The sequence below is a fragment of the Rothia sp. HC945 genome (genome assembly GCF_051370785.1).
In the GTDB taxonomy this organism is placed as follows: Bacteria; Actinomycetota; Actinomycetes; order Actinomycetales; family Micrococcaceae; genus Rothia.
The window spans coordinates 1,687,040-1,708,926 of record NZ_JBFCSN010000001.1 but is presented as its reverse complement, the minus strand read 5'-3'; the positions used below and the strand labels follow the sequence as shown (position 1 = coordinate 1,708,926).

Below are 21,887 nucleotides of genomic sequence, written 5' to 3'. Positions count from 1 at the left end.
TCCTTCTATTGGGAGCGCTGAAGGTGCAGGATCGTTCTCATATTCTAAGGTTGCCAATGGGTCTTCCGAGAATCTGTCGCCGACTCAACGGCTCAGGAAGCGTGGTGTGTCGACGAGCTCTCTCCCCACAAGTCCGTGGCGAGTCGCGCAATATGCATCGTCAAATAGGTGTGTTCATCCTCCGTCAGCTCCTGATCCATGTGCATTTGCAGGAGCAGGGACACTTTGTGGGCGCAGTCGTAGGCCCGGGGGTATCCACCGCGGACGGCGTCCCGGACCGCAGGGAACGCAGGGTCCTGGGTCCTGGAGGCCTTTCCTTGCTCGGCGCGGACGAAGAGGTAGCGCAAGTGGGTCACGAATCGGGCCACGGAAAGGTGCGACTGGTTGACCTGGTACCCGTAGGCGGAGGAAATAATCTCGAAGATCTGGGTGAAGACTTCCGTCATTCTGAAGGTCTTCACAAGGTCAGCGGTCGCGAACTGGGAATTGACCAGATGCAGGGCGAGCGGAGTCGCTTCGTCCTCGGGGAGATCCGTATCGAAGCGCTCGTTGATCACGCCAATGGCTTTTTGCCCGAATGCGACTTCTTTCGGATACAGCTGACCGACTTCCACGCTCAATGGGTATTCGATGCGGAGCCCCTCCCTCGCGCGAATCAGAGCGTAATTGATGTGATCGGCGAGAGGGAGGATGAAGGAATGGGAAATGTTCGACTGGAGGTGCGCCCTCGCCATGGTCTCGAGTTCCGTCGCCACGGACAGGACGTCGGGAGGAATGTCGGACAAGAGGGTCGTGAGATGATCTTCCCCCTGATATTCGGGGACAAATTTTTGTTCGACCCTGTCCGGGTCCACAGGGTCTCCCCGTTTTTTGCCGAAACCCAGGCCGCGGCCGATCATGACCACGGTGTCGCCGGAATCTTCACATGCGAGGACCACATTGTTGTTGTAAATGCGGTGGATTCGCATCCCTGAGTCTTCCTTCCTCCCGGCGTGGTGGAAGTTGTGTGCCCCGCCGCTTCCCGGTTCATCTTACGGCGGGGCAGAAAATGGTGAGTTCGTCCCTTAGAACTCCATGAGCGGGAATCCGATCAGAATCACCAGGACCGTGATCAACAGCGCGAAGCCGATGACGAGCAAGCCGGTCAGCAAAACCTTGTTGGCTGTGCTTCCGGGGAATTTGGGGCGGCGGGGATCCTGCGGGTGCTTGTCTTGAGGTTTGCCCGGGGACTTCTTGCCCTGCCCCGCGCCGGGTGCGGCTGTCTGCTTCCCGCCGTTCCGAGGTGTCGCGGCCTGTTCCTTACCGGGTGCACCGGTGTTTGGCGTGTCCGTATCTCCCGTACTCGAAGTCGAGCTGGCGGCTGCCGCGGCCGCCGACGTGCCAGGACCCTTGGCGTTCGTGGGCCGCTCCGACGGAGCCTGCTTGCCCTGTTCCTGAGGGGTCTCGGCGGGCGCACCATTCGCGTTCGCCTTCGGCGACGCGGTGGGCCGCTCCGCCCGGTTGTTCCCCGTCGTGTTGCCAGCCTTGTTGCGCGTCTGGGCCGGACCCGGAGACTTGGGGGAGCCGGTCTGCTTCGATGCCTTGCGATTCGATCGTTTCCGGCCGGAAGCCTGAGGCTTTCCGGGTCCGCGAGCGGACTGGGGCTTGTCGGAGCCGCCGGACTTGCCGGACCCGCCGGGACCGCCGGATCGCGAGGGCTTTCCCGTTCCGCCGGGGGTCTGGGACGTTGCGGACTTGTCGGCGGGTGCCGCCTCCGCGCTCTCGGGTCCGGGGGATGCGGGGCGGGACGATGTGCCTCTGCCCGGTCGAGACGCGGAGTCGGACGTCGCGGACTTCTTGGGTTTCGGCTCGCGAGAATCGGCCATGGCTCTCCTTCCAGAATTGTGCTCCACCCTACACAGTCGGACGGCTTCGAATACACCTGGGACGGGCCATGGCGTGCCTTGTCAGGGCCGGTTTGGTCATTGTGACGAGGGTGCGCCGACGAGGTCCGCGGGTTCGGTGCGACGGTCCGAGCGTACGGTCCGAGCCTGAAGTGCCGAGGTGGCAGTTTCGTGCGGTCCCCGCCTGCGAGGGGGTTCCGGGCGGCTCCGAGGGGCGGGGCGGCGGTGCCGACGTGCTTCGGGCCTCCGACCCGCCGAAAGAGAGCCGGTTGCCCGAAAGAGAGGTGTTTTCCCGCGTCAGGAGGTGGCTGAACCCCCACGTAACGGGGGAAAACGCCACTGAATCGGGCAACCGCCAGAATAAGCAACCGCCACATCATGCGACCGCCAGATCGGGCACCCGCTGCACCGTGCTCCGCTGCTCAGCGCACGATGCTTCCGCGGTTTTCGCGTCGCTCCGAGCCGTGGTGGGCGATGACTGGTTATAAGGAGTAGGTTGGACCATAATTTCCGGTGGAGCGACCCCTATCCCCCTTTGAGGAGCGAGCACCATGAGTCATAGTCCATCCCCTTCGGCCGCGAAGGCCAGTAGCCGGGTCAAAGTTCTCGCCTTCTCGGGAGCCCTCGGCGGGTTCCTGTTCGGTTTCGATTCCTCCGTGGTCAACGGTGCGGTCGATTCGATCCAAGGTCGCTTCGACTTGTCCTCCGGCATGACGGGCTTCTCCGTCGCCAGCGCCCTGCTCGGTTGCGCGATCGGCGCCTGGATCGCCGGGCCGGTGTCGAATAAGTGGGGCCGGACCCGCGCGATGGTTCTCGGCTCCGTGTTCTTCCTGGTCAGCTCTCTCGGAGCCGGCTTCGCCTTCTCGGTGTGGGACTTGGTGGGTTGGAGGGTCATCGGCGGCCTGGGCATCGGGATCGCCTCCGTGACCGCCCCCGCGTACATCGCCGAGATCTCACCGAAGGATTCCCGCGGGCGGCTCGGTTCGATGCAGCAGCTCGCTATCACCATCGGTATCTTCGTGGCACTGCTGTCCGACGCCGTGATCGCCAACGGGGCCGGCGGGGCCGCGAACGACCTCTGGTTCGGCGTCGAGGCCTGGCGCTGGATGTTTATCGTCGGGGTCATCCCGGCAGCCGTCTACGGCGTCGTTTCCTGGGGTATGCCGGAATCGCCGCGCTCGCTCATGCTTCAGGACAAGCACGACGACGCTCGAAACGTCCTCCAGACGCTCGTCCCCGCGGACCAGGTTGAGGGCGAGGTCACCGAGATCCGGGACGCCATCGAAAAGGACCGTCTCGCGAACTCCGGGTCCCTCCGCGGCAGCATGCTGGGGCTCCGGCCCATCGTGTGGGTCGGCATCATCATGGCGATCCTCCAGCAGTTCGTGGGCATCAACGTCATTTTCTACTACTCGACGACGCTCTGGAGCTCGGTCGGATTCGACGAGTCCAATTCGTTCACCATTTCCGTGATCACGTCGGTGACCAACGTTCTGGTGACGCTCATCGCGATCGGGCTGGTCGACAAGGTCGGACGTCGGCCTCTGCTGCTGACGGGATCGGTCGGCATGTTCGTGTCCCTGGGAATCATGGCGATCGCCTTCACCCAGTCGGTCACGGTCGACGGCGGCCCGTCCCTCCCCGGCGCCTGGGGGCCGCTCGCGCTGGTCTTCGCCAACGTCTTCGTCATTTCCTTCGGCGCAACCTGGGGACCGTTGTTGTGGCTCATGCTGGGCGAGGTCTTCCCCAACACGATCCGCGCCAAGGCAATGGGGCTCGCGACGAGCGCGAACTGGCTGGCCAACTTCGCCGTGAGCATGCTCTTCCCGGTTCTTGCGGGCTTCTCGCTCGCATTCTCCTACGGCCTCTTCGCGCTGTTCGCACTGATCAGCCTGCCGTTCGCCTACTTCTTCATCCCTGAGACGAAGGGTGTGGCCCTCGAGGAGACCGACTCCATGACCGTGCCGCGGCGCCAGAAGGCGAGGACACCGAAACTCTGAGTCCTGTCTCCTGCCGCGCCGGCCGCGGGGCGGGGCCCGCTACGTTGCGGACCCCCGCGTCGTCGGCCGGTGGCAGGAGGCTCGCTTCAGGACTGCCCGAATTCTCCTTCCAGGCGGCCTCGGGACCCCGGTTGCACGAGTCGGGCCAGGCTGACCAGGCCCTCCTTGGACCAGGTGCGACGTCGAACCAGAAGGCAGGGTTCGGACGCGTCGATCTCCAGGAGGCGGCATTCCTCGCTGGTTCCCAGAACCGCCTCCACGATGTGCTTGCCCCGGGTCAACGGGGCCACGCGCGTGAGGTAGTCATTCGGGGTAGTGGTCGTGAAGTCCTGGTCGAGGTAGCCGGGGGCCTCCGAGGGGGCGACGAAACGGTCCTCTATTTGAAGGGGAGCGTCGTTGTCGTAGTGGACGACGAGCGAGTGGAACACCGTACCCGTGATCCCCTCCGCGGACAGCCAGGGGGCGTCTTCCTCGACCGTCTCTTCCCTCGCGAACAACACGTCGGTGCGATGGGAATGACCTCGCTCGTGGATCTCGTCAGCAATATTCCGGATCTCGACCAGCGACGAGGGCATCTTGAACTCGGCAATGAAGGTGCCGACGCCGCGGACGCGTTTGAGCACGCCCGCAGTCGTGAGTTCCCGGTAGGCGCGGTTGATGGTCATGCGTGAGAGGTCCAGGGCTTCGACGAGTTCGTTCTCGGAAGGAACCTGTTCGCCGGCCGACCATGTTCCGGACTCGACGCCGGCGAGGATCGCTTCCATGATTCGGCGGTAGGCCGGCCCGCTGTGCGTTCCTTGGGCGAGGTACGACCTCGTGAGCTCTTGGGTATCCACAGGTTCCTCGTCTGCTTGACATCAGGTTGTATATACAGGATTATACGACGTATAGAACTTTTGTGATCCACATTGCATCGAGGTGACGCCGGAAGCGTCCCATCGAGCTGGTGTCCGTGGGCCACGTGCCCAGGATGCCCCGTATCAGCCGTAAGGAGAAAACGACATGCACGAGGTTTCTTCGCCCGAGCACCAGGCCCGCCCGGTTTCCGCGCCTCGCGGTACCGAACTCAACACCCTGGGGTGGCAGCAGGAAGGCGCTCTGCGCATGCTCATGAACAACCTTGATCCCGAGGTTGCCGAGCATCCGGATGCCCTCGTGGTGTACGGCGGAACCGGGCAGGCGGCTCGCACGTGGGAGGCCTATGACGGCATCGTCCGCACCCTGAAGACCTTGAAGTCGGATGAAACCCTTCTGGTCCAGTCCGGCAAGCCGGTCGGCGTCTTCCGGACCAACGAGTGGGCCCCTCGCGTGCTGATCGCCAACTCCAACCTCGTGGGCGACTGGGCCAACTGGGAGGACTTCCGCAAACTCGAGGCCGAGGGCCTGATGATGTACGGCCAGATGACCGCCGGCTCCTGGATCTATATCGGGACCCAGGGAATTCTTCAGGGAACGTTCGAGACCTTCGGCGCCGTCGCCCGCAAACGTTTCGACGGGACACTGGCCGGAACCATCACGCTGACCGCGGGGCTTGGCGGAATGGGCGGTGCCCAGCCCCTGGCCGTGACGATGAACGAGGGTGTTGCGATCTGCGTGGACTGCGACGTCACGCGCATCGACCGCCGCATCGAACATCGGTACCTGGACGTCAAGGCAGACAACCTGGACCACGCCCTGGCGCTGGCCATCGAGGCCCGTGACGCCAAGAAGCCGTTGTCCATCGGCCTGGAAGGCAATGCGGCGGAGATCTTCCCCGAGCTCCTCAAGCGCGATGCACCCATCGATATCGTGACCGACCAGACCTCCGCCCACGATCCGCTGGCCTACCTCCCCACGGAAATCCCGTTCGCCGAGATGAAGCAGGAGGCGCAGCGCGACCCGCAGCTGTTCACCAAGAAGTCCCGGGAGTCGATGGCCGCACAGGTGCAGGCCATGGTCGAGTTCCAGGACCGCGGTGCCGAGGTTTTCGATTACGGCAACTCGATTCGGGACGAGGCCCGCAAGGCCGGCTACGACCGCGCCTTCGAATTCCCTGGCTTCGTGCCCGCTTACATCCGCCCGCTGTTCGAAGAGGGCCTGGGCCCGTTCCGCTGGGCGGCGCTGTCCGGTGACCCCAAGGACATCGAGGCCACCGACCGCGCGCTCTTGGAGCTCTTCCCTGAGAACGACCACTTGCGTCGCTGGATCACGATGGCCGAGGAAAGGGTTGCTTACGAGGGCCTTCCCGCACGGATCTGCTGGCTCGGTTACGGCGAGCGGCACCGCGCTGGCCTCAAATTCAACGAAATGGTGGCCAACGGTGAGCTCTCGGCACCCGTCGCCATAGGACGCGACCACCTTGACTCCGGATCCGTGGCCTCGCCGTATCGTGAGACCGAGGCCATGAAGGACGGTTCGGACGCCGTCGCGGACTGGCCCCTGCTCAACGCGCTGGTGAACACCTCCTCCGGGGCATCGTGGGTCTCGATCCACCACGGCGGTGGTGTCGGCATGGGGCGTTCCATCCACGCCGGGCAGGTGTGCATCGCGGACGGCAGCGAGTTGGCAGCGCAGAAGCTCGAACGGGTTCTGACCAATGACCCCGGGATGGGCGTGATCCGTCACGTGGACGCGGGATACGAACACGCGGCCACTGTTGCCGAAGAGCGCGGCGTCCGCATCCCGATGACGGAAGGCAATGCATGACATCGACTCTGCTGACAGGCATATCCGAACTCGTGACCAACGATCCCGGGCTCGGACGGGGAAAGCTCGGGATCGTGGACGAGGCGGCGGTGGTCATCGAGGACGACGCCGTCGCCTGGGTCGGGCCAGCGGACAAGGCGCCGTCCACGGATGCCAAGCACGACTTCCACGGCAGGGCCGTTCTGCCCGGTTTCGTGGAATCGCACTCCCACATGGTGTTCTCCGGAGACCGGTCGGAAGAGTTCGCGGCGCGGATGGCCGGAGAGAAGTACACCGCGGGCGGCATCCGCGGCACGGTCAAGCACACCCGACAGGCCTCCGAAGAGGAACTCCGGGACAACATGCGTCGCCTGCTCGACGAGTCGTTGCGTTCGGGAACCACCACGGTCGAATGCAAGTCCGGCTACGGTCAATCGGTCGAGGCCGAGTTGCGCAGCCTCGAGGTCGCCCGGTCGCTGACCGACGAGGTCACCCTGCTCGCGGCCCATGTGGTGCCCCCGGAATACGAAGGAAACACCGAGGAATACGTGCGGGTTGCCTGCGAGGAGATCATTCCCCGTTGCGCGCCGCTCGCCCGGTGGATCGATGTATTCTGCGAACAGGGTGCCTTCGACGAGGACCAGTCGCGCCGCGTCCTCCAGGCAGGCATCGATCACGGGCTCACGCCCCGCGTCCACGGGAACCAATTGCATCAGGGGCCGGGCGTCCGGCTCGCGGTGGAGCTCGGCGCGGCGTCCGTGGACCACGTGGTCCACATCGATTCTGAGGACATCGAGGCCCTGGCCGGAAGCGAGACCGTGGCCACGCTCCTGCCCGGAGCCGATTTCTCGACCCGCAACGCCTATCCGGATGCGCGCGCCCTGATCGACGCCGGGGTCACCGTGGCTCTCGGCGCGGACTGCAATCCCGGAACCAGCTACACCACCAACATGCCGTTCTGCATCGCCATTGCCGTGCGAGACCTTCACATGACCGCCGACGAGGCCGTTTGGGCCGCAACGGCCGGCGGTGCCCGCGCACTTCGCCGCGAGGACGTCGGAGTCGTGCGCCCGGGTGCGCGGGCCGATCTCATGGCCCTCGACGCGCCGAACCACCTTCACCTGGCGTATCGTCCCGGCGTTCCCCTGGTCTCGTCGGTGTGGCAAGCAGGCCGGCTCAAGTACTCGGCATCGGAGGTCAAGCATGACTGACAGCACGGCACCCGAACTTCGTGTAGACGAGCCCGCGCCCGCCTGGACCGGGAGAACCGACGGTCAGGGCACCGAACACCTCCGGTGGCACCAAGTGGTGCGTCCGTACGAGGGAGCACGCACGGAGAATCGGGGCGGCGTCGTCTTCCTCGGCTTCTCGAGCGACGAGGGCGTCGAACGCAATAAAGGGCGTCGAGGCTCATCAGAAGGTCCGGAAGCATTGCGGGCAGCCCTCGGCGGGCTCGCCATAGCCGGCCGGGACTCCGATATTCGGGCCTGGGACGCAGGTACGGTCGCCGTCACCGACGACCGGATGGAAGAAGGTCAGGAGCGCTTGGGCGCGGCCGTGACCACCCTGCTGGATGAGGGCCGGCTCCCCATCGTCCTGGGCGGCGGCCACGAGATCGCGTTCGGCACGTACCAGGGTGTCTCGAACTCTGCCACTCGACAGGGCAAGAAACTCGGTGTTCTGAACCTGGATGCCCACTTCGATCTCCGCCCCGACCCGGTTCCCTCATCGGGGACTCCGTTCCGCCAAATGCTCGAAGCCGAGGAGGCGGCCGGCACGGCGATGCAGTACGCCGTCCTGGGGATCAGCCAGCCGAGCAACACACAGATCCTCTTCGACACCGCCGAGAAGTACGGCGTCCAGTACATGCTGGACGAAGACTGCTCCGTGACCCATGCGCCGGAAGTCCGCCGTTTCGTCGAATCCTTCCTGGACGGCGTGGACCTGGTGTACCTGACCATCGATCTCGACGGCCTCCCGGCATCGACCGCCCCGGGGGTCAGCGCCCCCGCGGCCTACGGTGTTCCGCTCGAGATCGTCCAACTGGCCTGCGACATCGTCGCGTCGAGCGGCAAGCTCGCCGTGTGCGACGTCGCCGAGCTGAACCCGAAGTACGACGTCGACGGCCGGACCGCACGCAGCGCCGCGCGCTTGGTCCACCGCATCGCCACCACCGCGCAGAACACGAGTGCGCACCAGCAGGAGGAGCAATGAACGAAAACCAGCACAGCCACGGTGAGCAGGGCAGGCGCGAGGTCGTCGTCGGCATCGGCCCGGTCAGCATCCAGGACATCGTTGACGTCGCGCGTCACGATGCCCCGGTGCGCATCTCCGACGACGCTCTCGAGGCTATCGCCGAGACGAGCGCACGGATTCGTGAACTGGCCGGTTTCGAACGTCCCGTTTACGGGGTCTCCACCGGATTCGGCGCGCTCGCGACCCGCCACATCCCGCAGAACATGCGTCGCCAGCTTCAGCGGAGCCTGATCCGCTCGCACGCCGCAGGGTCGGGCCCCGAAGTCGAGCGCGAGGTCATCAGGGCCTTGATGCTGCTCCGACTGTCCACTCTGGCCACGGGACGCACCGGAGTTCGTCCCGAGGTCGCACAGGCCTACGCCGGAATGCTCTCGGCAGGGATCACGCCCGTGGTGCACGAATACGGATCGCTGGGCTGCTCCGGTGACCTGGCGCCTCTGGCACACTGCGCGCTCGCCGTGATTGGTGAAGGGCCGGTCAGGACCAGGGACGGAGAGTTGACGACCTCGGCTGAAGCCCTCTCCGAGGCCGGTCTGGAGCCGGTGGAACTCGCGGAGAAGGAAGGCCTCGCGCTCATCAACGGCACCGACGGCATGTTGGGGCAGTTGGTCCTGGCCATCTCCGATTTGGACCGCCTGATGAGGTTGGCGGACCTGGCCGCGGCAATGTCGGTCGAGGGGCAGCTCGGCACGGACCGGGTGTTCCAAGCAGACCTCCAGGCGCTCCGCCCGCACCCCGGGCAGGCGGCCTCCGCGGCGAACATGTCCGCGATCCTCGCCGATTCCGGAATCGTGTTCAGCCACAAGGGCGATGATTGCACCTACGTCCAGGACGCCTACTCACTTCGGTGCTCGCCCCAGGTGGCTGGCGCGGCCCGAGACACGATCGAGCACGCCCGCATGGTCGCCGGTCGCGAACTCGCCTCGGCGGTGGACAACCCCGTGGTCACCCTGGACGGACGCGTCGAGTCCAACGGCAATTTCCACGGCGCGCCCGTCGCCTACGTGCTGGACTTCCTGGCGATCGCCGTGGCCGACACCGCCTCCATCTCGGAACGCCGCACCGACCGTTTCCTCGACGCCGCGAGGAACCGGGGCCTGCCTCCGTTCCTGGCGGACGACGCCGGTGTCGACTCCGGCCACATGATTGCCCAGTACACTCAGGCGGCCGTGGTCTCCGAGCTGAAGCGTCTCGCGAATCCGGCCTCGGTCGATTCGATTCCGTCTTCGGCCATGCAGGAAGACCACGTCTCGATGGGCTGGTCCGCTGCGCGCAAGTTGCGCAAGGCCATCGACGGTCTGACCCGGGTCCTCGCGATCGAGATCCTCACGGCCGCGCGTGGCATCGACCTGAGAGAACCCGAGGCATCGCCGGCGACGGCTCGAGTCATCGCGGCCATCCGGGAGTCCGGAGTTCAGGGACCGGGCACGGACCGGTTCCTCGCGCCGGAAATCGAGAGCGTCGTCCAGCTCGTCTCGTCCGGGGCCCTTCTGGACGCCGTCGAATCCGTCACGGGCAGGCTCCAGTAACCCGCAACGATGCGTCCGGCGCTCGTCCAACGGAGTGTCGGACGCGTCGCCCCGGAGGCGCCTACTCGATCTCGCGAACGATGACCTGGTGGGAACCGGGTGCGACCCCACGCTCGATGAGCGTGTGATTGATCCTGGAGGCCACCTCCTGGGAAATCATCAGGGGGTTTCCTGGTGCCTGGCGGCTCACCCAGACGGCAACCGTGAGCGAGGCCTTCCCGTCGACCTGGTCCAGGCGCAGTCCCCGGGTGTCTGGAGCCTGATCTTCCGCCGACGCCGGCTTCTTCCACAGCGTCCGCAGAAAATCGCCCACACTGGGCTCCCTCCTCGCGACGCCGGGCACGGCGTCGACCGCGCGGGCCACCGCTGCGAGCAGGTCGGCCGATCCTGTCTCCTCGGCCGCGGAATCCGGAGAACCCGTGGAGCGATCACTAGTCATAGTGCACATCCTCTACCGTGAAGTCGACTTCGGCCACGCGAGCGCCGAGTTTGCGGGACACGGCGTCCACGACGGCGTCGCGAACGCTCCGGTCGAGAATCTCGACCACCGCGTCCGGGGCCATCACCACACCGATCGAGAGGCCCAGAATCTGGTGGCCGTGATCGGGGGTCGCAATGGTCCTGACCCTGCACCGGCGCGCCGTGAAGCCCGGGAAGGTATCGACCGTTTCGCGCGCTGTGCGGGCAATCAGCATCTCGCTGAAGGAGACGGTCGCCGCAGGTTCTCGGTGCACCGGTATGTCCGCCCCGCGGCGAAGATTGCTTCGTGCGAAGTCGACGATGCGGCGTCGAACATGTGGCTCGATCTCCAGCGAGCTGTCCGCCTCCTGCGCCTCGCGGGCCAACCGATCCAGTTGTTTCAGCCGCTCGCGGACCTCACCGCAGTAGGGGCAATCGCGTTGATGGGCATCGGGTTCGGAGTCGACGGTCTCGCACACCGACTCGACCGTGCGTCCGCACTCGAGTGACTCGTCGTCCGTCATTGCCACTCCTTCATCTCGTTGGCCAAAGTCTTGCGGGCTCGTGCCAGACGACCCCGCACCGTGGCTTCAGGGATCGCCAGCGTCTGTGATATCTCGCCGTAGGAAAGCCCTGTCTGTTCCCGGAGAATCCAGCAGGCGCGCTGCTCGGCCGGGAGCTTCTGCAACATCGCCGACAAGGCATCCATGCCTGAACGGTTCTCCGCGGCGCGCTGGGGATCCGAGGACGCCCGAGTATCCGTCCACACGGGGTTTCCGTCGGGAGCTTCGTCGATCGGAACCGTGGAATCGCGTCGAGGCGACCTGAGGATGTCCTTGCACTTGTTCACCGCCTGCCGGTAGAGCCACGTCGGGAAGGCCTGCGGGGTCTCCAGGAGGTCGAGCTTGACCCACGCGTTCATGAGGGACTCCTGGGCGACGTCTTCCGCATCGGCCCGATTCCCGAGAATACGGAACGCCAATCGCAAGAGCGGAGCCTGGTAGGTGTCCACGAGTTGTTCAAAGGAATCAATGTCGCCGTCCTGTGCACGGAGAACGAGCGTGGTGATGCGCTCGGAAGAGCCATTCCTGTCCGAACTCATAGTCCCCTCGACGTCGATCCATTTTTCGCCGCAATCGGCCGCATCCCTCGCGGACCATACTTCCAGAATGAGCGCCGAAACTGCACCCTCAAAAAATTCTTCGAAAAACTTCGTGACGAATCAGCACACGGCCCGTCAGTATAAGTACAAGCCCGTTTCGACCAGAACTTAGGGAGTTAGAAATCATGGCTACCGAAAACAACGTCAAGACCGCACAGCAGGGCAATGAGTCCGAGCGGAACAGCCCGTTGCAGACGTCCAAGGGCAACACGACCATCAACGACACCGTGGTGCAGAAGCTCGCCGGCGTCTCCGCCCGCGAGGTCCCCGGTGTCTACTCGATGGGCAATGCTGCCCGCCGTGCCTTCGATTCCATCTCCGAGCGCATCCCCGGATCGCAGACCAACGTCTCCGGCGGCGTATCCGTCGAGAAGGGTGAGAAGCAGGCGGCCATCGACCTGAGCATCGTCATCGACTACGGCACCTCCGTGGTCGATGTCGCCGACAGCATTCGTCGCAACGTGATCCGTACGGTCGAGCAGGCCACCGGATTGCAGGTCATCGAGGTCAACATCGATATCACCGACGTCCACCTCCCGAACGACGAGGACGACGACAAGGACTCCAACGACCGCGAACTCCAGTAATGAGAACGGGCCCCGAAGCCGAAGCTTCGGGGCCTGCCCTCGCACCATGGAAAGGGATATCAGCATGAAACCGAGCCAATTGGGACTCATCGTCGGTCTGGCGTTGGGAGCGATCGCCTTCTTCGGCGGATTCTTCGCATTCCTCGTCTCCGCCGTCTTCGCCGTGATCGGTGTGGGCGTCGGGCTCTTCCTGGAGGGTCGGCTGGATCTTCGCTCCATGACCGGCCGCGGCTCTGACAGGAGGTAGAGATGATGGCCAGCGCACATCGGCCGGCTCCGTCCCATCGCGAGGACGCCGGGTCGACCGACGGTTCCTCGTCGGCGGAGAGCCGCGGGGATCTTGTCATCGCGGACCGCGTCGTCGAGAAGATCGCCGCGCAATGCGCCTCGGAAATCCCCGGCATCGGGGGTCGAGAGGGAGGTTTCCTCGGAGTGGGGAGCCATGCGGATCTGGATTCCCGGCCGCGCGTCAGGGTCGAACTGACCGGTTCGATCGCCGTATTGAGCGTGGACCTGGGCATCGAGTATCCGCTTCCCATCGAGGAAACAACCGAAAGAGTCCGAGAGACTCTCGTGCGCAGGGTGTCCGACCTGGCCGGCGTCGACGTCCGGCAGGTGGATATCAGGGTCACGTATCTCGTGCCTCAGCGGGGCCGGAAGGAAAGGGTATTGCTGTGAAATCACTTCGACGGCGCCCCTCTCGCGCCATACCGTCCGTAGTGGTGTTGATCCTTGTGCTGATTGTGGGCGTTGGCCTGCTGTGGGCCGGGATTCAGAAGCTGTCCACGGGACAGTGGTGGCCGCAACTGAGCAGCGCCGCGGATTCCGCGTCCTCCGCCTCGTGGAACTCTGCTTGGGGGTGGGGTGCGGCTGCCGTTGCGGTGGTTCTCGGACTCATCCTGCTCCTGTGTGCAGTGTTGCCGGGCGGATTCAACGCGGCACGCCTGAACAGGCAGCCGGTGGATCCTGACTACTCCGGCGGCCCGATCGAGGCCGTGATCGGCAACCGGGGTCTGGCCACGCTGGCCTCATCCGCAGCGGCTCAGATCGACGGCGTGTCGGGAGTCAAGTCATCGGCCACGGCCAAGTCCGTAACCGTCCGCGTGACGACGCCCTTGCACGAGAGTTCCGAACTCGTGGGCGAGGTCAAGGCCGCGGTCGAGGAGCGACTCGCCTCGGCGGATCTCACACGATTCCCGAAGGTGCGGGTCAGCGCACAGACCAAGGACGTGTCATGAAGAAAACCGCTGGATCATTCAACAGAACATGGCTCACGATCATTGGCGTGGTCCTTCTCGCGGCCGGCGTGCTGTGGGGAATTGTGGCCGCGGGGCTGCTGGCCTCCTCCGGCGCCTCGAGCGGACACTGGGGACCATCCGGCAAGCCCTTCCAGGGGGCATCGTCCGCGCTTGACGGAACATGGCTTGCGCCCGTGCTGATCGTGGCGGGTGCAGTCCTCGTGATCCTTGCGCTCTGGTGGCTCGTCCGCCAGATCCCGAGGAGCGAGAAAGCCTCGACGTTCCGCTTCCACAAGGATCCCAAGCGCGGATTCACGCAGGTGGAGCCCAAAGTCATCACCGATGCGGTGGCGGCGCACCTTGAAGATCTGACGTACGTCACGGACGCGAAGGCAGGCCTCAAAGGCCAGCGAACCAATGCCGATCTCGTCCTGGACGTCACGGTCAACGAGCGTGCCGACCTCACCGATGTCACACGGGAGATCAGAGAACAGGTGCTCCCCTCGGTGAAGTCCGCGCTGGGCAGCCCCCTGGGCAGTGTGGGGATCGTCTACGCCGTCTCCCGGCAGTCGCGATCCAAGCGACAGGTCAAGCTGCAGTAGGGGATCGAGTCGTGGAGTTTCCTGGACCGGGCGTGGCGCGCGACACGGTCGGCCGGGGAGTATTGGGGGGACTCCACGACTCCGAGGCCCGGTTACGGGCCGAAGGCAAGGCCTTGATGCTCCGGTTTTCTGTCCGTTTTCGGGCGGATTTCCGGGCGCTTTGGGTGCACCGTCAAGTTGCGTAGACCATCGAACTCGGCACCACATTTTGTCTCAATATTCATGTGAATTCTGCAGTATATATTCTGCCGGTGCAATGCGTGAATTTTGGACTATTGTTGTTCGGGTCCGACAAGGTATCCTTGAAAGAGAGCCAACACCAGAAACATATAATTGCTCGCGAAAGGTATATATCATGGGACTCGGTTTTATTGGCTGGATCATTATTGGAATTATCGTCGGCGCTCTCGCCAAGCTCATCATGCCGGGGCGTCAGGGTGGCGGAATCATCGTCACGATGATCCTCGGCATCGTCGGCGGCCTGTTGGGCGGCTGGTTGGGTGGCGCCATCTTCGGCGTCCACGGCAATGGGTTCTTCTCATTGACCACTTGGATTCTTGCCCTCGTCGGCTCGTTGATCGTGCTCTTCATCTGGGGCCTGATCTTCGGTCGGAAGAACAAGGCATAGCGCGAAACTTTCTCTGAACCGGAAGAGGGGCGGACTGTGAACAGTCCGCCCCTCTTTGCGTGCTCATCGCCTGGGCTGCCACCTGAGCCGGAGTCGTTGGGATGCCATTGACCCGGGCTCGTCAGTCAACGGGACTCAGTCGTCTTCGTCCTTGTCCTTGCTCAGAACGCGCTGGCGTTCGCGGCGGCCGTGGGTCATTTGTTGCAGATCGGCCTCGGAATCGAACCCGGATCCCAGCCCGCCCGCGATGACCCCCATGGAGGCGCTGAGCCACGCGATGTCGAAGTAGTTGCTCGGATGGGTCGGGATTCCCAGCGTTTCCTGCATGAATCCGGGGCTGATCACCACGAGTCCGCCGAGCAGAATGAGAACGAACAAGGTGATGTAGAGGATCGAAATCGCAATCACCAGGGTCACCACCGTGGAGATGTTGTAGAGGGCGACGACCCGGGCCAGCCGGTCGTGGAGCGGCTTGTCCCATAGTCGGTTGCGGAGGATGAGCCAGGTGGTCATGACCATGATCGCGACCAGAGTGATGATCGCCATCCTGAGACTCGACAGCGACTCCGCCATCTGCCAGATCGAGTTGTAGAAGATGCCGAACGCCCCGGCCGTGGAGGCAGCCGTCAGCGCGCTGGAGAGCTTGGGTGCGGTCTTCCAGGGTCGGTTGGAGCGCACCATGCCCAAGATCGTGCGGGGAACGCCGGTCCACGTGTTGGAGTACAGCCGCGTGACCTTGTCGTCGCCCTCGCTGCCCCATTCGTTCCAGCTCTGGACGTGTTCGCCTTCGGACGCGGAATTCTGAATCAGGGACTCCACGCCGCGACCGATGGTGCTCACGAGGCGACGTCGGGGATAGAGCATCCCCATGGGCGGGCAGGAAACGACCAGGATGCCGCGGTTGAAGTCGATCTGCGCCACCACGGGATGGCCACTGTGGTGCAGGGGCATTTCGGTGAAAAGGATCCGGACGGCGTAGTCGACGTCGCGCGCCTCGTCGGGGAGGTCGAGGTCGCTGGTGACCTCGTTCTCCGGGCTGATCGGAATCAGATGTTTGATGTGTTTGATGTCGACCTCGTGGCCGACCACCTTGCTCAGCTCGGTCTCGATGTCCGGCAGGAAGTGCTTGACCCGTGCCGTCGGGACCCCCGGGTCTGAGACTACGAGGATGCTCGGTTTCGAATCGGATGATGTACTCAAGAATTCAGCTCCTCTATTCCCTGGTCAGGGCAGGCTTGTTGATCGCAAGGATAATTCGGGTCCTGCAAAAAGCGAAGGGTGCGGTACGCGGCGATGTCCGGGCGCCATGACGTCAGCATGGCACGGCGTCCCCGGCAATGCATCACGGAAGGAGGGGATCTGCCGTCTCCGTCGTTGGGCGGCGGTCATGTGAGGGGCCGGTACGAAAGCAGAAGCTTCAGTACCGGCCCGGCACCCGGGCAGGTGAAGCGTACAAGATCTCTGCCCGGGGTAACCCCCGAACGGCTCTTGAGCCAACACGCCGCTCGAGCGATACTTATTCTAATAAACCCGCTCTGACTTGGGCAAATGCATTTCTTGACGCGTTGTTGGGTCCCTGCGGGGAGGGGTTACGGCGCCGCGCGCCTGAGCGTAGGGTCGAAACCATGGATGCGATCGAACTCTTGAAGGACCTGGCCAACCGTCCGTCCGAAGTCGCCGCCCGGCTCAAGGACAGAGTCACGGATGACATGCTCAATGCCCATCCCGGGGAGCACGACAATTCGGTTGCATGGTTGCTCTGGCACACCGCGCGCGAGATCGACGAGCAAGTCAGCGCCCTGTCCGGGCGTGAGACGGTCTGGGTCTCGCAGAACTTTGACGAACGGTTCGGACTCGACCTGGAGCCGCACGAATTGGGCTTCGGCCAGTCGGCGGAGAGGGCACGTTCCATCGTCGTCGACGACGCCGGTCTCCTCTTCGAACACCTCGACGCCGTGGTCACGGCCGAGCAGGACTACATCGATACCTTGAGCCCCGCTGACCTCGACGACATCATCGACGAACAGTGGGATCCTCCGGTGAGCCGGGGCGCCCGCCTGGTCAGCGTCACCGAGGACGCCCTGCAGCATTTGGGTCAGGCCACCTATGTTGCGGGGATGGACGCTTCAGTCTTCCGGTGACGGTCTCAGCTCGCCCGTGGCCTGGTCGTTCTCGCCAGGGTCCTCGGGCTTGAGCAGCAGCGGCAGCCTCACCTCGAATTCGGTATTCCCGGGTCGAGAGGTGAAGGATACGGTGCCGCCGTGGGCCTCGACGATCGCCTTGACGATCGGCAGCCCCAAGCCGGAGGTGCCGACCTCCCCGGAACGCGCCTGGTCGGCACGCGCGAACCGCGCAAAGATCTTGTCCTGGAATTCCGGGTCGATCCCGGGGCCGTCGTCGGCAACCCTCAGGATCGCATCGCGGTGGTTTGCCGAGGCGTACAGCCCCGTGGAGACCCGAGTTCCGGGGTCGGTGTGCTTGCGGGCGTTCGAGAGCAGATTCAGCAGGACCTGCTGAATCTGTCTCCGGTCGGCCCGGATAGTAACGGGCTCCTCCGGCAGGGCCAGTTCCCACTCGTGGTCCGGGGCGGCGACCTGGAGGTCCGAGACGTTCTCGACCACGAGCTCGGTCAGGTCCACCGCTTCCTTCTCCGGCGGGCGGCCCTCGTCCAGCCGGGCCAGGAGCAACAGATCCTCCACGAGTCCTGACATGCGTTGAGACTGGGAGTCGATGCGGGCCAGGGACTTCCCCCCGTTCGGTGTGAAGTCCTCGGTCCACTTCAGAAGGTCCGAATAGCCGCGAATCGCGGCGAGCGGCGTGCGAAGCTCGTGCGACGCGTTGGCGATGAACTCTCGCATCCGGTCCTCGGACTTCTGCCGAGCCGTGAGCGCGGCGCCCACGTTGTCGAGCATCCGGTTCAGGGCATGTCCGACGGCGCCCACCTCCGTGTCCTGGTGCGCGTCCCTGCGGGCCACGCGGCTGGCACCAGGAAGTTGCCCCGATTCCAGGTCGAGCCTCGACACACTGGTCGCAACCGCCGACACACGCTCGAGGGGTTTCATGGTGCGCCTGACCGCGACCGAACCCAACAATCCCACCAAGAGCAGGGCGGCAACCGAAACCCCCACCATGATCGCGACCAGAATATTTAGGGTTCGCTGAACATTCTTGAGGGGCAATCCGGTCACAACCACCTGGCCCGTGTGGTCGACGTCCGAGACCACCAAGTACTTGCCCTTCGACAGGTCGACTTTCGTGGCCGGGCTTCCGGGTTCGAGATTCTTCAGGGTCTCGCGATCCGAGTCGGTCAGATTCACCACCGATCCGCCCGTGTCCAGGATGCCGCCCGCGAGGAACCGGCCGTCGTCGATCCTTGCATTGAGCGTCCCCGCTGCCTGTCCGGGCGCGTTCAGGGGATTGGGCGCCCCCTGCGGAGCGTCGCCGACGTCGCCCGGCCGGACCCCCGAGAAATTCGTCGCCCGGTCCGAGGCCTCCGTCAGCTGGGAACCGAGTTGATTGGTCAGCGTCGCGTTCATGGCCCCGTAGCTCACGACGCCGATCACGATGCTGGCCAGCCCGAGGAACAGCATCAGGATCAGGATGAGTCGGGTCCTCAGGCGCCACGCGCGACCCCTTCGGGGAGTCGACGAATCGCTGTCCTTGCTGGTCGCCTCCCGCATCACACCGCCGGCTTGATGACGTATCCGGCGCCCCGGACCGTGTGGATCATCGGATCGCGGCCGACGTCGATCTTCTTGCGCAGATACGAGATATACAATTCGACGATGTTGGCCTGGCCGCCGAAATCGTATTTCCAGACGTTGTCCAGGATCTGTGCCTTCGAGACGACCCGCCGGGGGTTCTCCATGAGGTACCGCAGCAGATCGAATTGGGTCGCCGTCAATGGGATCTCTTCCCCACCGCGCGTGACCTCCCGGGTATCTTGATTGAGCACGAGGTCACCGACCACGAGCTCGGCGTCGTCGACCGCTGCCACGCCGGAGCGCTGGACCAGGCGGTGCAGGCGGATCATGACCTCTTCCATCGAGAAGGGTTTGGTCACGTAGTCGTCCGCGCCGGCCGCGAGACCCTCGATCCGATCGTCCACGGCGTCCTTGGCCGTGAGGAACAAGCACGGAACCTCGGGTTGGGTGCGTCGAATGCGGGAGAGCACCTCGAGCCCATCGAAGCCCGGCATCATGATGTCCAGCACCAGCACATCCGGGAGGAAGCGGCGGGCCGTTTCGAGCGCAGTGGGGCCGTCGCCCGCCTGCCGAACGTCCCAGCCGATCATGCGGAGACCGACGCCGACGAGCTCGGCGAGCATAGCTTCGTCGTCGACCACGAGCGCACGAATCGGACTGCCGTCCGGGTGCTCCAGCAAGGGAAGGTTCTTGGCGACCTGCGCGGCCGAGGAGGACGAAGGGGATTGGCTCATGGCTCCCAGACTAATCCCGCGGACGGCATGGCGGGAGGGCGAATGCGCGAATTCCCGGAGCTCACAGACACGCCTTCGACCAGACACAGGCGATTCACAAGATGCAGGGACAGAGTCGAGGACCAACGGGTCGAGGACCTACTGGATGACCCACGGCGACGGCCGCGAAGACGACCAGACGGAAGGCCATCCGGTCGACAGAAAGGCTGTACATGACGTCGAAGAGAATGAATACATCAACGTGGAGCGTCCATCCGGATCGGACCACGTATCCGGCCACGCCCTCCGCGGACCGGCCCGCCTGGGGAGCGCCCGCCTCGGAATGGAATGAGTACCGTGGGGCGGCAATCCCGAAGGGCCCCGCGAGCACGGCCAAGACGGCGGTGGCCACGGCCGCGCTCGCGCTCGCCGTCACCGGGGGCGCAACGGCCACCGCATATGGGCTCTCCTCGGCGGGGGAGGCCTCATCCGACTCCCAGCAGGCCGGAGAAACCCAGGGGGCGAACGGCACCCAAGGCGCCAGCGGCTCCGAAAACGCCGCGGATTCTGGGCAGGACGGCGACGCCGACGCTGGTGCCACCGGCGGTTCCGGCGCCGGCAATGATGCGGCAGATGGGTCGAAGCAGACACCGGGCGTCGGCGACCCGCCAGGTGACGGAACGAACGGGCAGAAGCCCGGGGACCCGGGTGGTACCGGGGCGTGAATATACCGTGGCGCACCGCATGCACTTCCATTCGGCGGAGACGATGCGTCGGTGAAGATCTTGCGATAAGGTTGGTGACTGGAGATAATTCTTGTACCGCTGGGTAACCGGTCGGTACGCTCATCGCCCCGAGCCCTCTCCCTAGGGCCTTATGAAGTTTCAAACTTTTAAGGTACGCTCGGGGTCGAAGAGGCCCGTGTTTGTGGTTGTGGTTCCCCCAAACACGGGCCTCTTCTCTATCTACTGGGCCTTTTGACGAGTCGCACTCGGAGCCGCCGGAATCAGTCACAGGAGCGGCACAGCAGAGCCCCATCGGCGGCATAAGTCCGACGTGAACCGTTGGATGCATGATCACATCAACCAGTAGCGCAACGACAGGCCGTACCGGCACTCTCGAGCCCACGGAACCTTTGGACGGCCTCGGAGGAAAAACCTCCCCGGAATCCGACCGGGCAGTAACTTTGCACGCGGCGTCGTCCAGAATCACCGACATCGGTCGGCGGGCGATTGATACGGACGCCGCCGAAACCGTCATGGACATCACCATCCCGGTATACAACGAGGAGAAGGACATCGAGACCTGCATTCGTAGGCTCGGCAACTACCTGGAAGAACATTTTCCCTACTCCTTTTCCGTCACGGTCGCGGACAACGCCTCGACCGACCAGACCCTGGTGATCGCGGAGCGGCTCGCCCGGGAAATGCCCCACGTGCGGGTCGTGCACCTGGACGAAAAAGGGCGAGGCAACGCCCTCCGGCGGGTGTGGAGCGAGCCCAGCGCCGCCGTGCTCGTGTACATGGACGTGGACCTCTCGACCGACCTCGCCGCCCTTCAGCCGCTGGTGGCGCCACTCGTCACCGGTCACTCCGACCTCGCGATCGGGAGCCGGCTCGCTCGTAACGCACGGGTGGTGCGAGGCGCCAAGAGAGAGTTCATTTCTCGTAGTTACAATCTTCTGCTCCGCACGTTCATGGGTGCCCACTTTTCCGATGCACAATGCGGGTTCAAGGCCATCCGGGCCGACGTCGCCCGTCAGCTCATCCCCCACACCGGCGACGGCGCGTGGTTCTTCGACACCGAGATACTCGTGCTTGCCGAGAGAATCGGTCTGCGCGTTGCCGAGGTTCCCGTGGACTGGACGGACGATCCCGACAGCTCGGTCGACGTCGTCAGAACCGCCACCGACGACCTCAAAGGCATGGTCCGACTCTCCGCGGCCATGGCCAACGGCAGGATCCCGATCTCGGCGCTACGCGAGGAATTGGGCCGGGGCGCCATCGCAGGACAGACGAACAACCTGTTCGGCCAAGTCGTGAGGTTCTGCGTGGTCGGAGCCGGATCGACCCTCGCCTACATTGTGCTCTTCCTGCTTCTCCGTTCGGCGTTGGGGGCGCAATGGGCCAATTTCGCCGCGCTGCTGATCACGGCCGTGGCCAATACCGGGGTCAACAGGTTCTTCACCTTCGGCGTGACCGGGCGGAACAAGGCCATGACTCATCACATTCAGGGGCTGCTCGTCTTCGGACTGGGATGGGCGCTGACTTCGGGGGCCTTGTGGGGCGTCCACCAACTGCGAGGCGACCACGCCGTCGTCGAGACGGGCGCGCTGGTCATGGCCAACCTGATGGCCACGTTGCTGAAGTTCCTCATGTTCCGGTGGTGGGTCTTCCGCTCCGAGGCGGAATCCACGCGTCCGAGCGAGGCCGACGACGCCGCGCGGACCGTCGCGTAACCCC

23 protein-coding genes are annotated in these 21,887 nt (G+C 64.5%); 14 read left to right on the top strand and 9 right to left on the bottom strand.

Annotated elements, in window-relative coordinates:
- Positions 1–92: 92 nt before the first annotated feature.
- A complete protein-coding gene (locus AB0Y14_RS07560; protein WP_436588565.1) occupies positions 93–968 on the bottom strand; it encodes a PRD domain-containing protein in 876 nt (291 codons plus the stop codon).
- Between the two features lie 96 nt (positions 969–1,064).
- Positions 1,065–1,865 (bottom strand): hypothetical protein, encoded by an 801-nt coding sequence (locus AB0Y14_RS07555; RefSeq protein ID WP_436588564.1) that lies wholly within the window; start codon positions 1,863–1,865, stop codon positions 1,065–1,067.
- A 569-nt stretch (positions 1,866–2,434) separates the two neighbouring features.
- Between AB0Y14_RS07555 and AB0Y14_RS07550 the strand changes: the two genes are divergently transcribed.
- A complete protein-coding gene (locus AB0Y14_RS07550; protein WP_436588563.1) occupies positions 2,435–3,883 on the top strand; it encodes a sugar porter family MFS transporter in 1,449 nt (482 codons plus the stop codon).
- Between the two features lie 86 nt (positions 3,884–3,969).
- Here the strand turns inward: AB0Y14_RS07550 and hutC are convergent, their stop codons facing one another.
- Positions 3,970–4,719 (bottom strand): histidine utilization repressor, encoded by a 750-nt coding sequence (gene hutC / locus AB0Y14_RS07545; RefSeq protein WP_436588562.1) that lies wholly within the window; start codon positions 4,717–4,719, stop codon positions 3,970–3,972.
- A 166-nt stretch (positions 4,720–4,885) separates the two neighbouring features.
- Between hutC and hutU the strand changes: the two genes are divergently transcribed.
- The 4 genes from hutU to hutH are packed head-to-tail and all read left to right on the top strand — an operon-like array spanning position 4,886 to position 10,332.
- Positions 4,886–6,568 carry a urocanate hydratase gene (gene hutU / locus AB0Y14_RS07540; RefSeq protein WP_436588561.1) on the top strand — a complete coding sequence of 561 codons (1,683 nt, stop codon included), beginning with the start codon at positions 4,886–4,888 and terminating at the stop codon, positions 6,566–6,568.
- Complete coding sequence (gene hutI / locus AB0Y14_RS07535) at positions 6,565–7,758, top strand: imidazolonepropionase (RefSeq protein WP_436588560.1); 1,194 nt, start codon at positions 6,565–6,567, stop codon at positions 7,756–7,758. The genes hutU and hutI overlap by 4 nt, the downstream gene beginning before the upstream one ends.
- The gene (gene hutG, locus AB0Y14_RS07530; protein ID WP_436588559.1) at positions 7,751–8,761 is read left to right on the top strand and encodes a formimidoylglutamase; all 1,011 of its coding nucleotides are present in this window, start codon (positions 7,751–7,753) and stop codon (positions 8,759–8,761) included. The genes hutI and hutG overlap by 8 nt, the downstream gene beginning before the upstream one ends.
- Complete coding sequence (gene hutH, locus AB0Y14_RS07525; protein WP_436588558.1) at positions 8,758–10,332, top strand: histidine ammonia-lyase; 1,575 nt, start codon at positions 8,758–8,760, stop codon at positions 10,330–10,332. Before hutG ends, hutH begins: the two co-directional genes overlap by 4 nt.
- A gap of 61 nt (positions 10,333–10,393) precedes the next feature.
- On the opposite strand, the gene AB0Y14_RS07520 is transcribed toward hutH, so the two are convergent.
- From AB0Y14_RS07520 to AB0Y14_RS07510, 3 genes are read right to left on the bottom strand one after another with little or no spacing between them, the layout of a single operon-like run.
- Entirely contained in the window at positions 10,394–10,771 is a 378-nt protein-coding gene (locus AB0Y14_RS07520) for a hypothetical protein (RefSeq protein ID WP_436588557.1), read from the bottom strand.
- Complete coding sequence (locus AB0Y14_RS07515) at positions 10,764–11,315, bottom strand: hypothetical protein (RefSeq protein WP_436588556.1); 552 nt, start codon at positions 11,313–11,315, stop codon at positions 10,764–10,766. The genes AB0Y14_RS07520 and AB0Y14_RS07515 overlap by 8 nt, the downstream gene beginning before the upstream one ends.
- Entirely contained in the window at positions 11,312–11,893 is a 582-nt protein-coding gene (locus tag AB0Y14_RS07510) for an RNA polymerase sigma factor (protein WP_436588555.1), read from the bottom strand. The genes AB0Y14_RS07515 and AB0Y14_RS07510 overlap by 4 nt, the downstream gene beginning before the upstream one ends.
- Before the next feature lie 185 nt (positions 11,894–12,078).
- Between AB0Y14_RS07510 and AB0Y14_RS07505 the strand changes: the two genes are divergently transcribed.
- The 6 genes from AB0Y14_RS07505 to AB0Y14_RS07480 all read left to right on the top strand — a co-directional run bounded on the left by AB0Y14_RS07505 (position 12,079) and on the right by AB0Y14_RS07480 (position 15,008).
- Entirely contained in the window at positions 12,079–12,540 is a 462-nt protein-coding gene (locus tag AB0Y14_RS07505; RefSeq protein WP_436588554.1) for an Asp23/Gls24 family envelope stress response protein, read from the top strand.
- A gap of 64 nt (positions 12,541–12,604) precedes the next feature.
- Positions 12,605–12,787, top strand: a complete 183-nt coding sequence (locus tag AB0Y14_RS07500; protein ID WP_436588553.1) for a hypothetical protein — start codon at positions 12,605–12,607, stop codon at positions 12,785–12,787.
- Between the two features lie 2 nt (positions 12,788–12,789).
- The gene (locus tag AB0Y14_RS07495; RefSeq protein ID WP_436588552.1) at positions 12,790–13,218 is read left to right on the top strand and encodes an Asp23/Gls24 family envelope stress response protein; all 429 of its coding nucleotides are present in this window, start codon (positions 12,790–12,792) and stop codon (positions 13,216–13,218) included.
- Positions 13,215–13,778, top strand: a complete 564-nt coding sequence (locus AB0Y14_RS07490; protein ID WP_436588551.1) for a DUF6286 domain-containing protein — start codon at positions 13,215–13,217, stop codon at positions 13,776–13,778. Before AB0Y14_RS07495 ends, AB0Y14_RS07490 begins: the two co-directional genes overlap by 4 nt.
- Positions 13,775–14,380: an alkaline shock response membrane anchor protein AmaP gene (gene amaP / locus AB0Y14_RS07485; RefSeq protein WP_436588550.1), complete on the top strand. Its 606-nt coding sequence runs from the start codon at positions 13,775–13,777 to the stop codon at positions 14,378–14,380. Before AB0Y14_RS07490 ends, amaP begins: the two co-directional genes overlap by 4 nt.
- Before the next feature lie 355 nt (positions 14,381–14,735).
- A complete protein-coding gene (locus AB0Y14_RS07480; protein WP_436588549.1) occupies positions 14,736–15,008 on the top strand; it encodes a GlsB/YeaQ/YmgE family stress response membrane protein in 273 nt (90 codons plus the stop codon).
- Between the two features lie 135 nt (positions 15,009–15,143).
- Here AB0Y14_RS07480 and AB0Y14_RS07475 read toward each other — a convergent pair whose 3' ends face one another.
- A complete protein-coding gene (locus AB0Y14_RS07475; protein WP_436588548.1) occupies positions 15,144–16,208 on the bottom strand; it encodes a hypothetical protein in 1,065 nt (354 codons plus the stop codon).
- 425 nt (positions 16,209–16,633) lie between these two features.
- On the opposite strand from AB0Y14_RS07475, the gene AB0Y14_RS07470 reads away from it, so the two are divergent.
- Complete coding sequence (locus AB0Y14_RS07470) at positions 16,634–17,149, top strand: mycothiol transferase (RefSeq protein WP_436588547.1); 516 nt, start codon at positions 16,634–16,636, stop codon at positions 17,147–17,149.
- On the opposite strand, the gene AB0Y14_RS07465 is transcribed toward AB0Y14_RS07470, so the two are convergent.
- Positions 17,135–18,688: a HAMP domain-containing sensor histidine kinase gene (locus tag AB0Y14_RS07465; RefSeq protein ID WP_436588845.1), complete on the bottom strand. Its 1,554-nt coding sequence runs from the start codon at positions 18,686–18,688 to the stop codon at positions 17,135–17,137. The two genes, AB0Y14_RS07470 and AB0Y14_RS07465, sit on opposite strands and share 15 nt — an antisense overlap.
- Complete coding sequence (locus tag AB0Y14_RS07460; protein WP_436588546.1) at positions 18,688–19,446, bottom strand: response regulator transcription factor; 759 nt, start codon at positions 19,444–19,446, stop codon at positions 18,688–18,690. The genes AB0Y14_RS07465 and AB0Y14_RS07460 overlap by 1 nt, the downstream gene beginning before the upstream one ends.
- Positions 19,447–19,658: 212 nt before the next feature.
- Here AB0Y14_RS07460 and AB0Y14_RS07455 point away from each other — a divergent pair, with 212 nt between their 5' ends.
- Both AB0Y14_RS07455 and AB0Y14_RS07450 read left to right on the top strand, forming a co-directional pair.
- Complete coding sequence (locus AB0Y14_RS07455) at positions 19,659–20,150, top strand: hypothetical protein (protein WP_436588545.1); 492 nt, start codon at positions 19,659–19,661, stop codon at positions 20,148–20,150.
- Between the two features lie 347 nt (positions 20,151–20,497).
- A complete protein-coding gene (locus AB0Y14_RS07450; protein ID WP_436588544.1) occupies positions 20,498–21,883 on the top strand; it encodes a glycosyltransferase in 1,386 nt (461 codons plus the stop codon).
- The last annotated feature ends 4 nt before the right edge of the window (positions 21,884–21,887 follow it).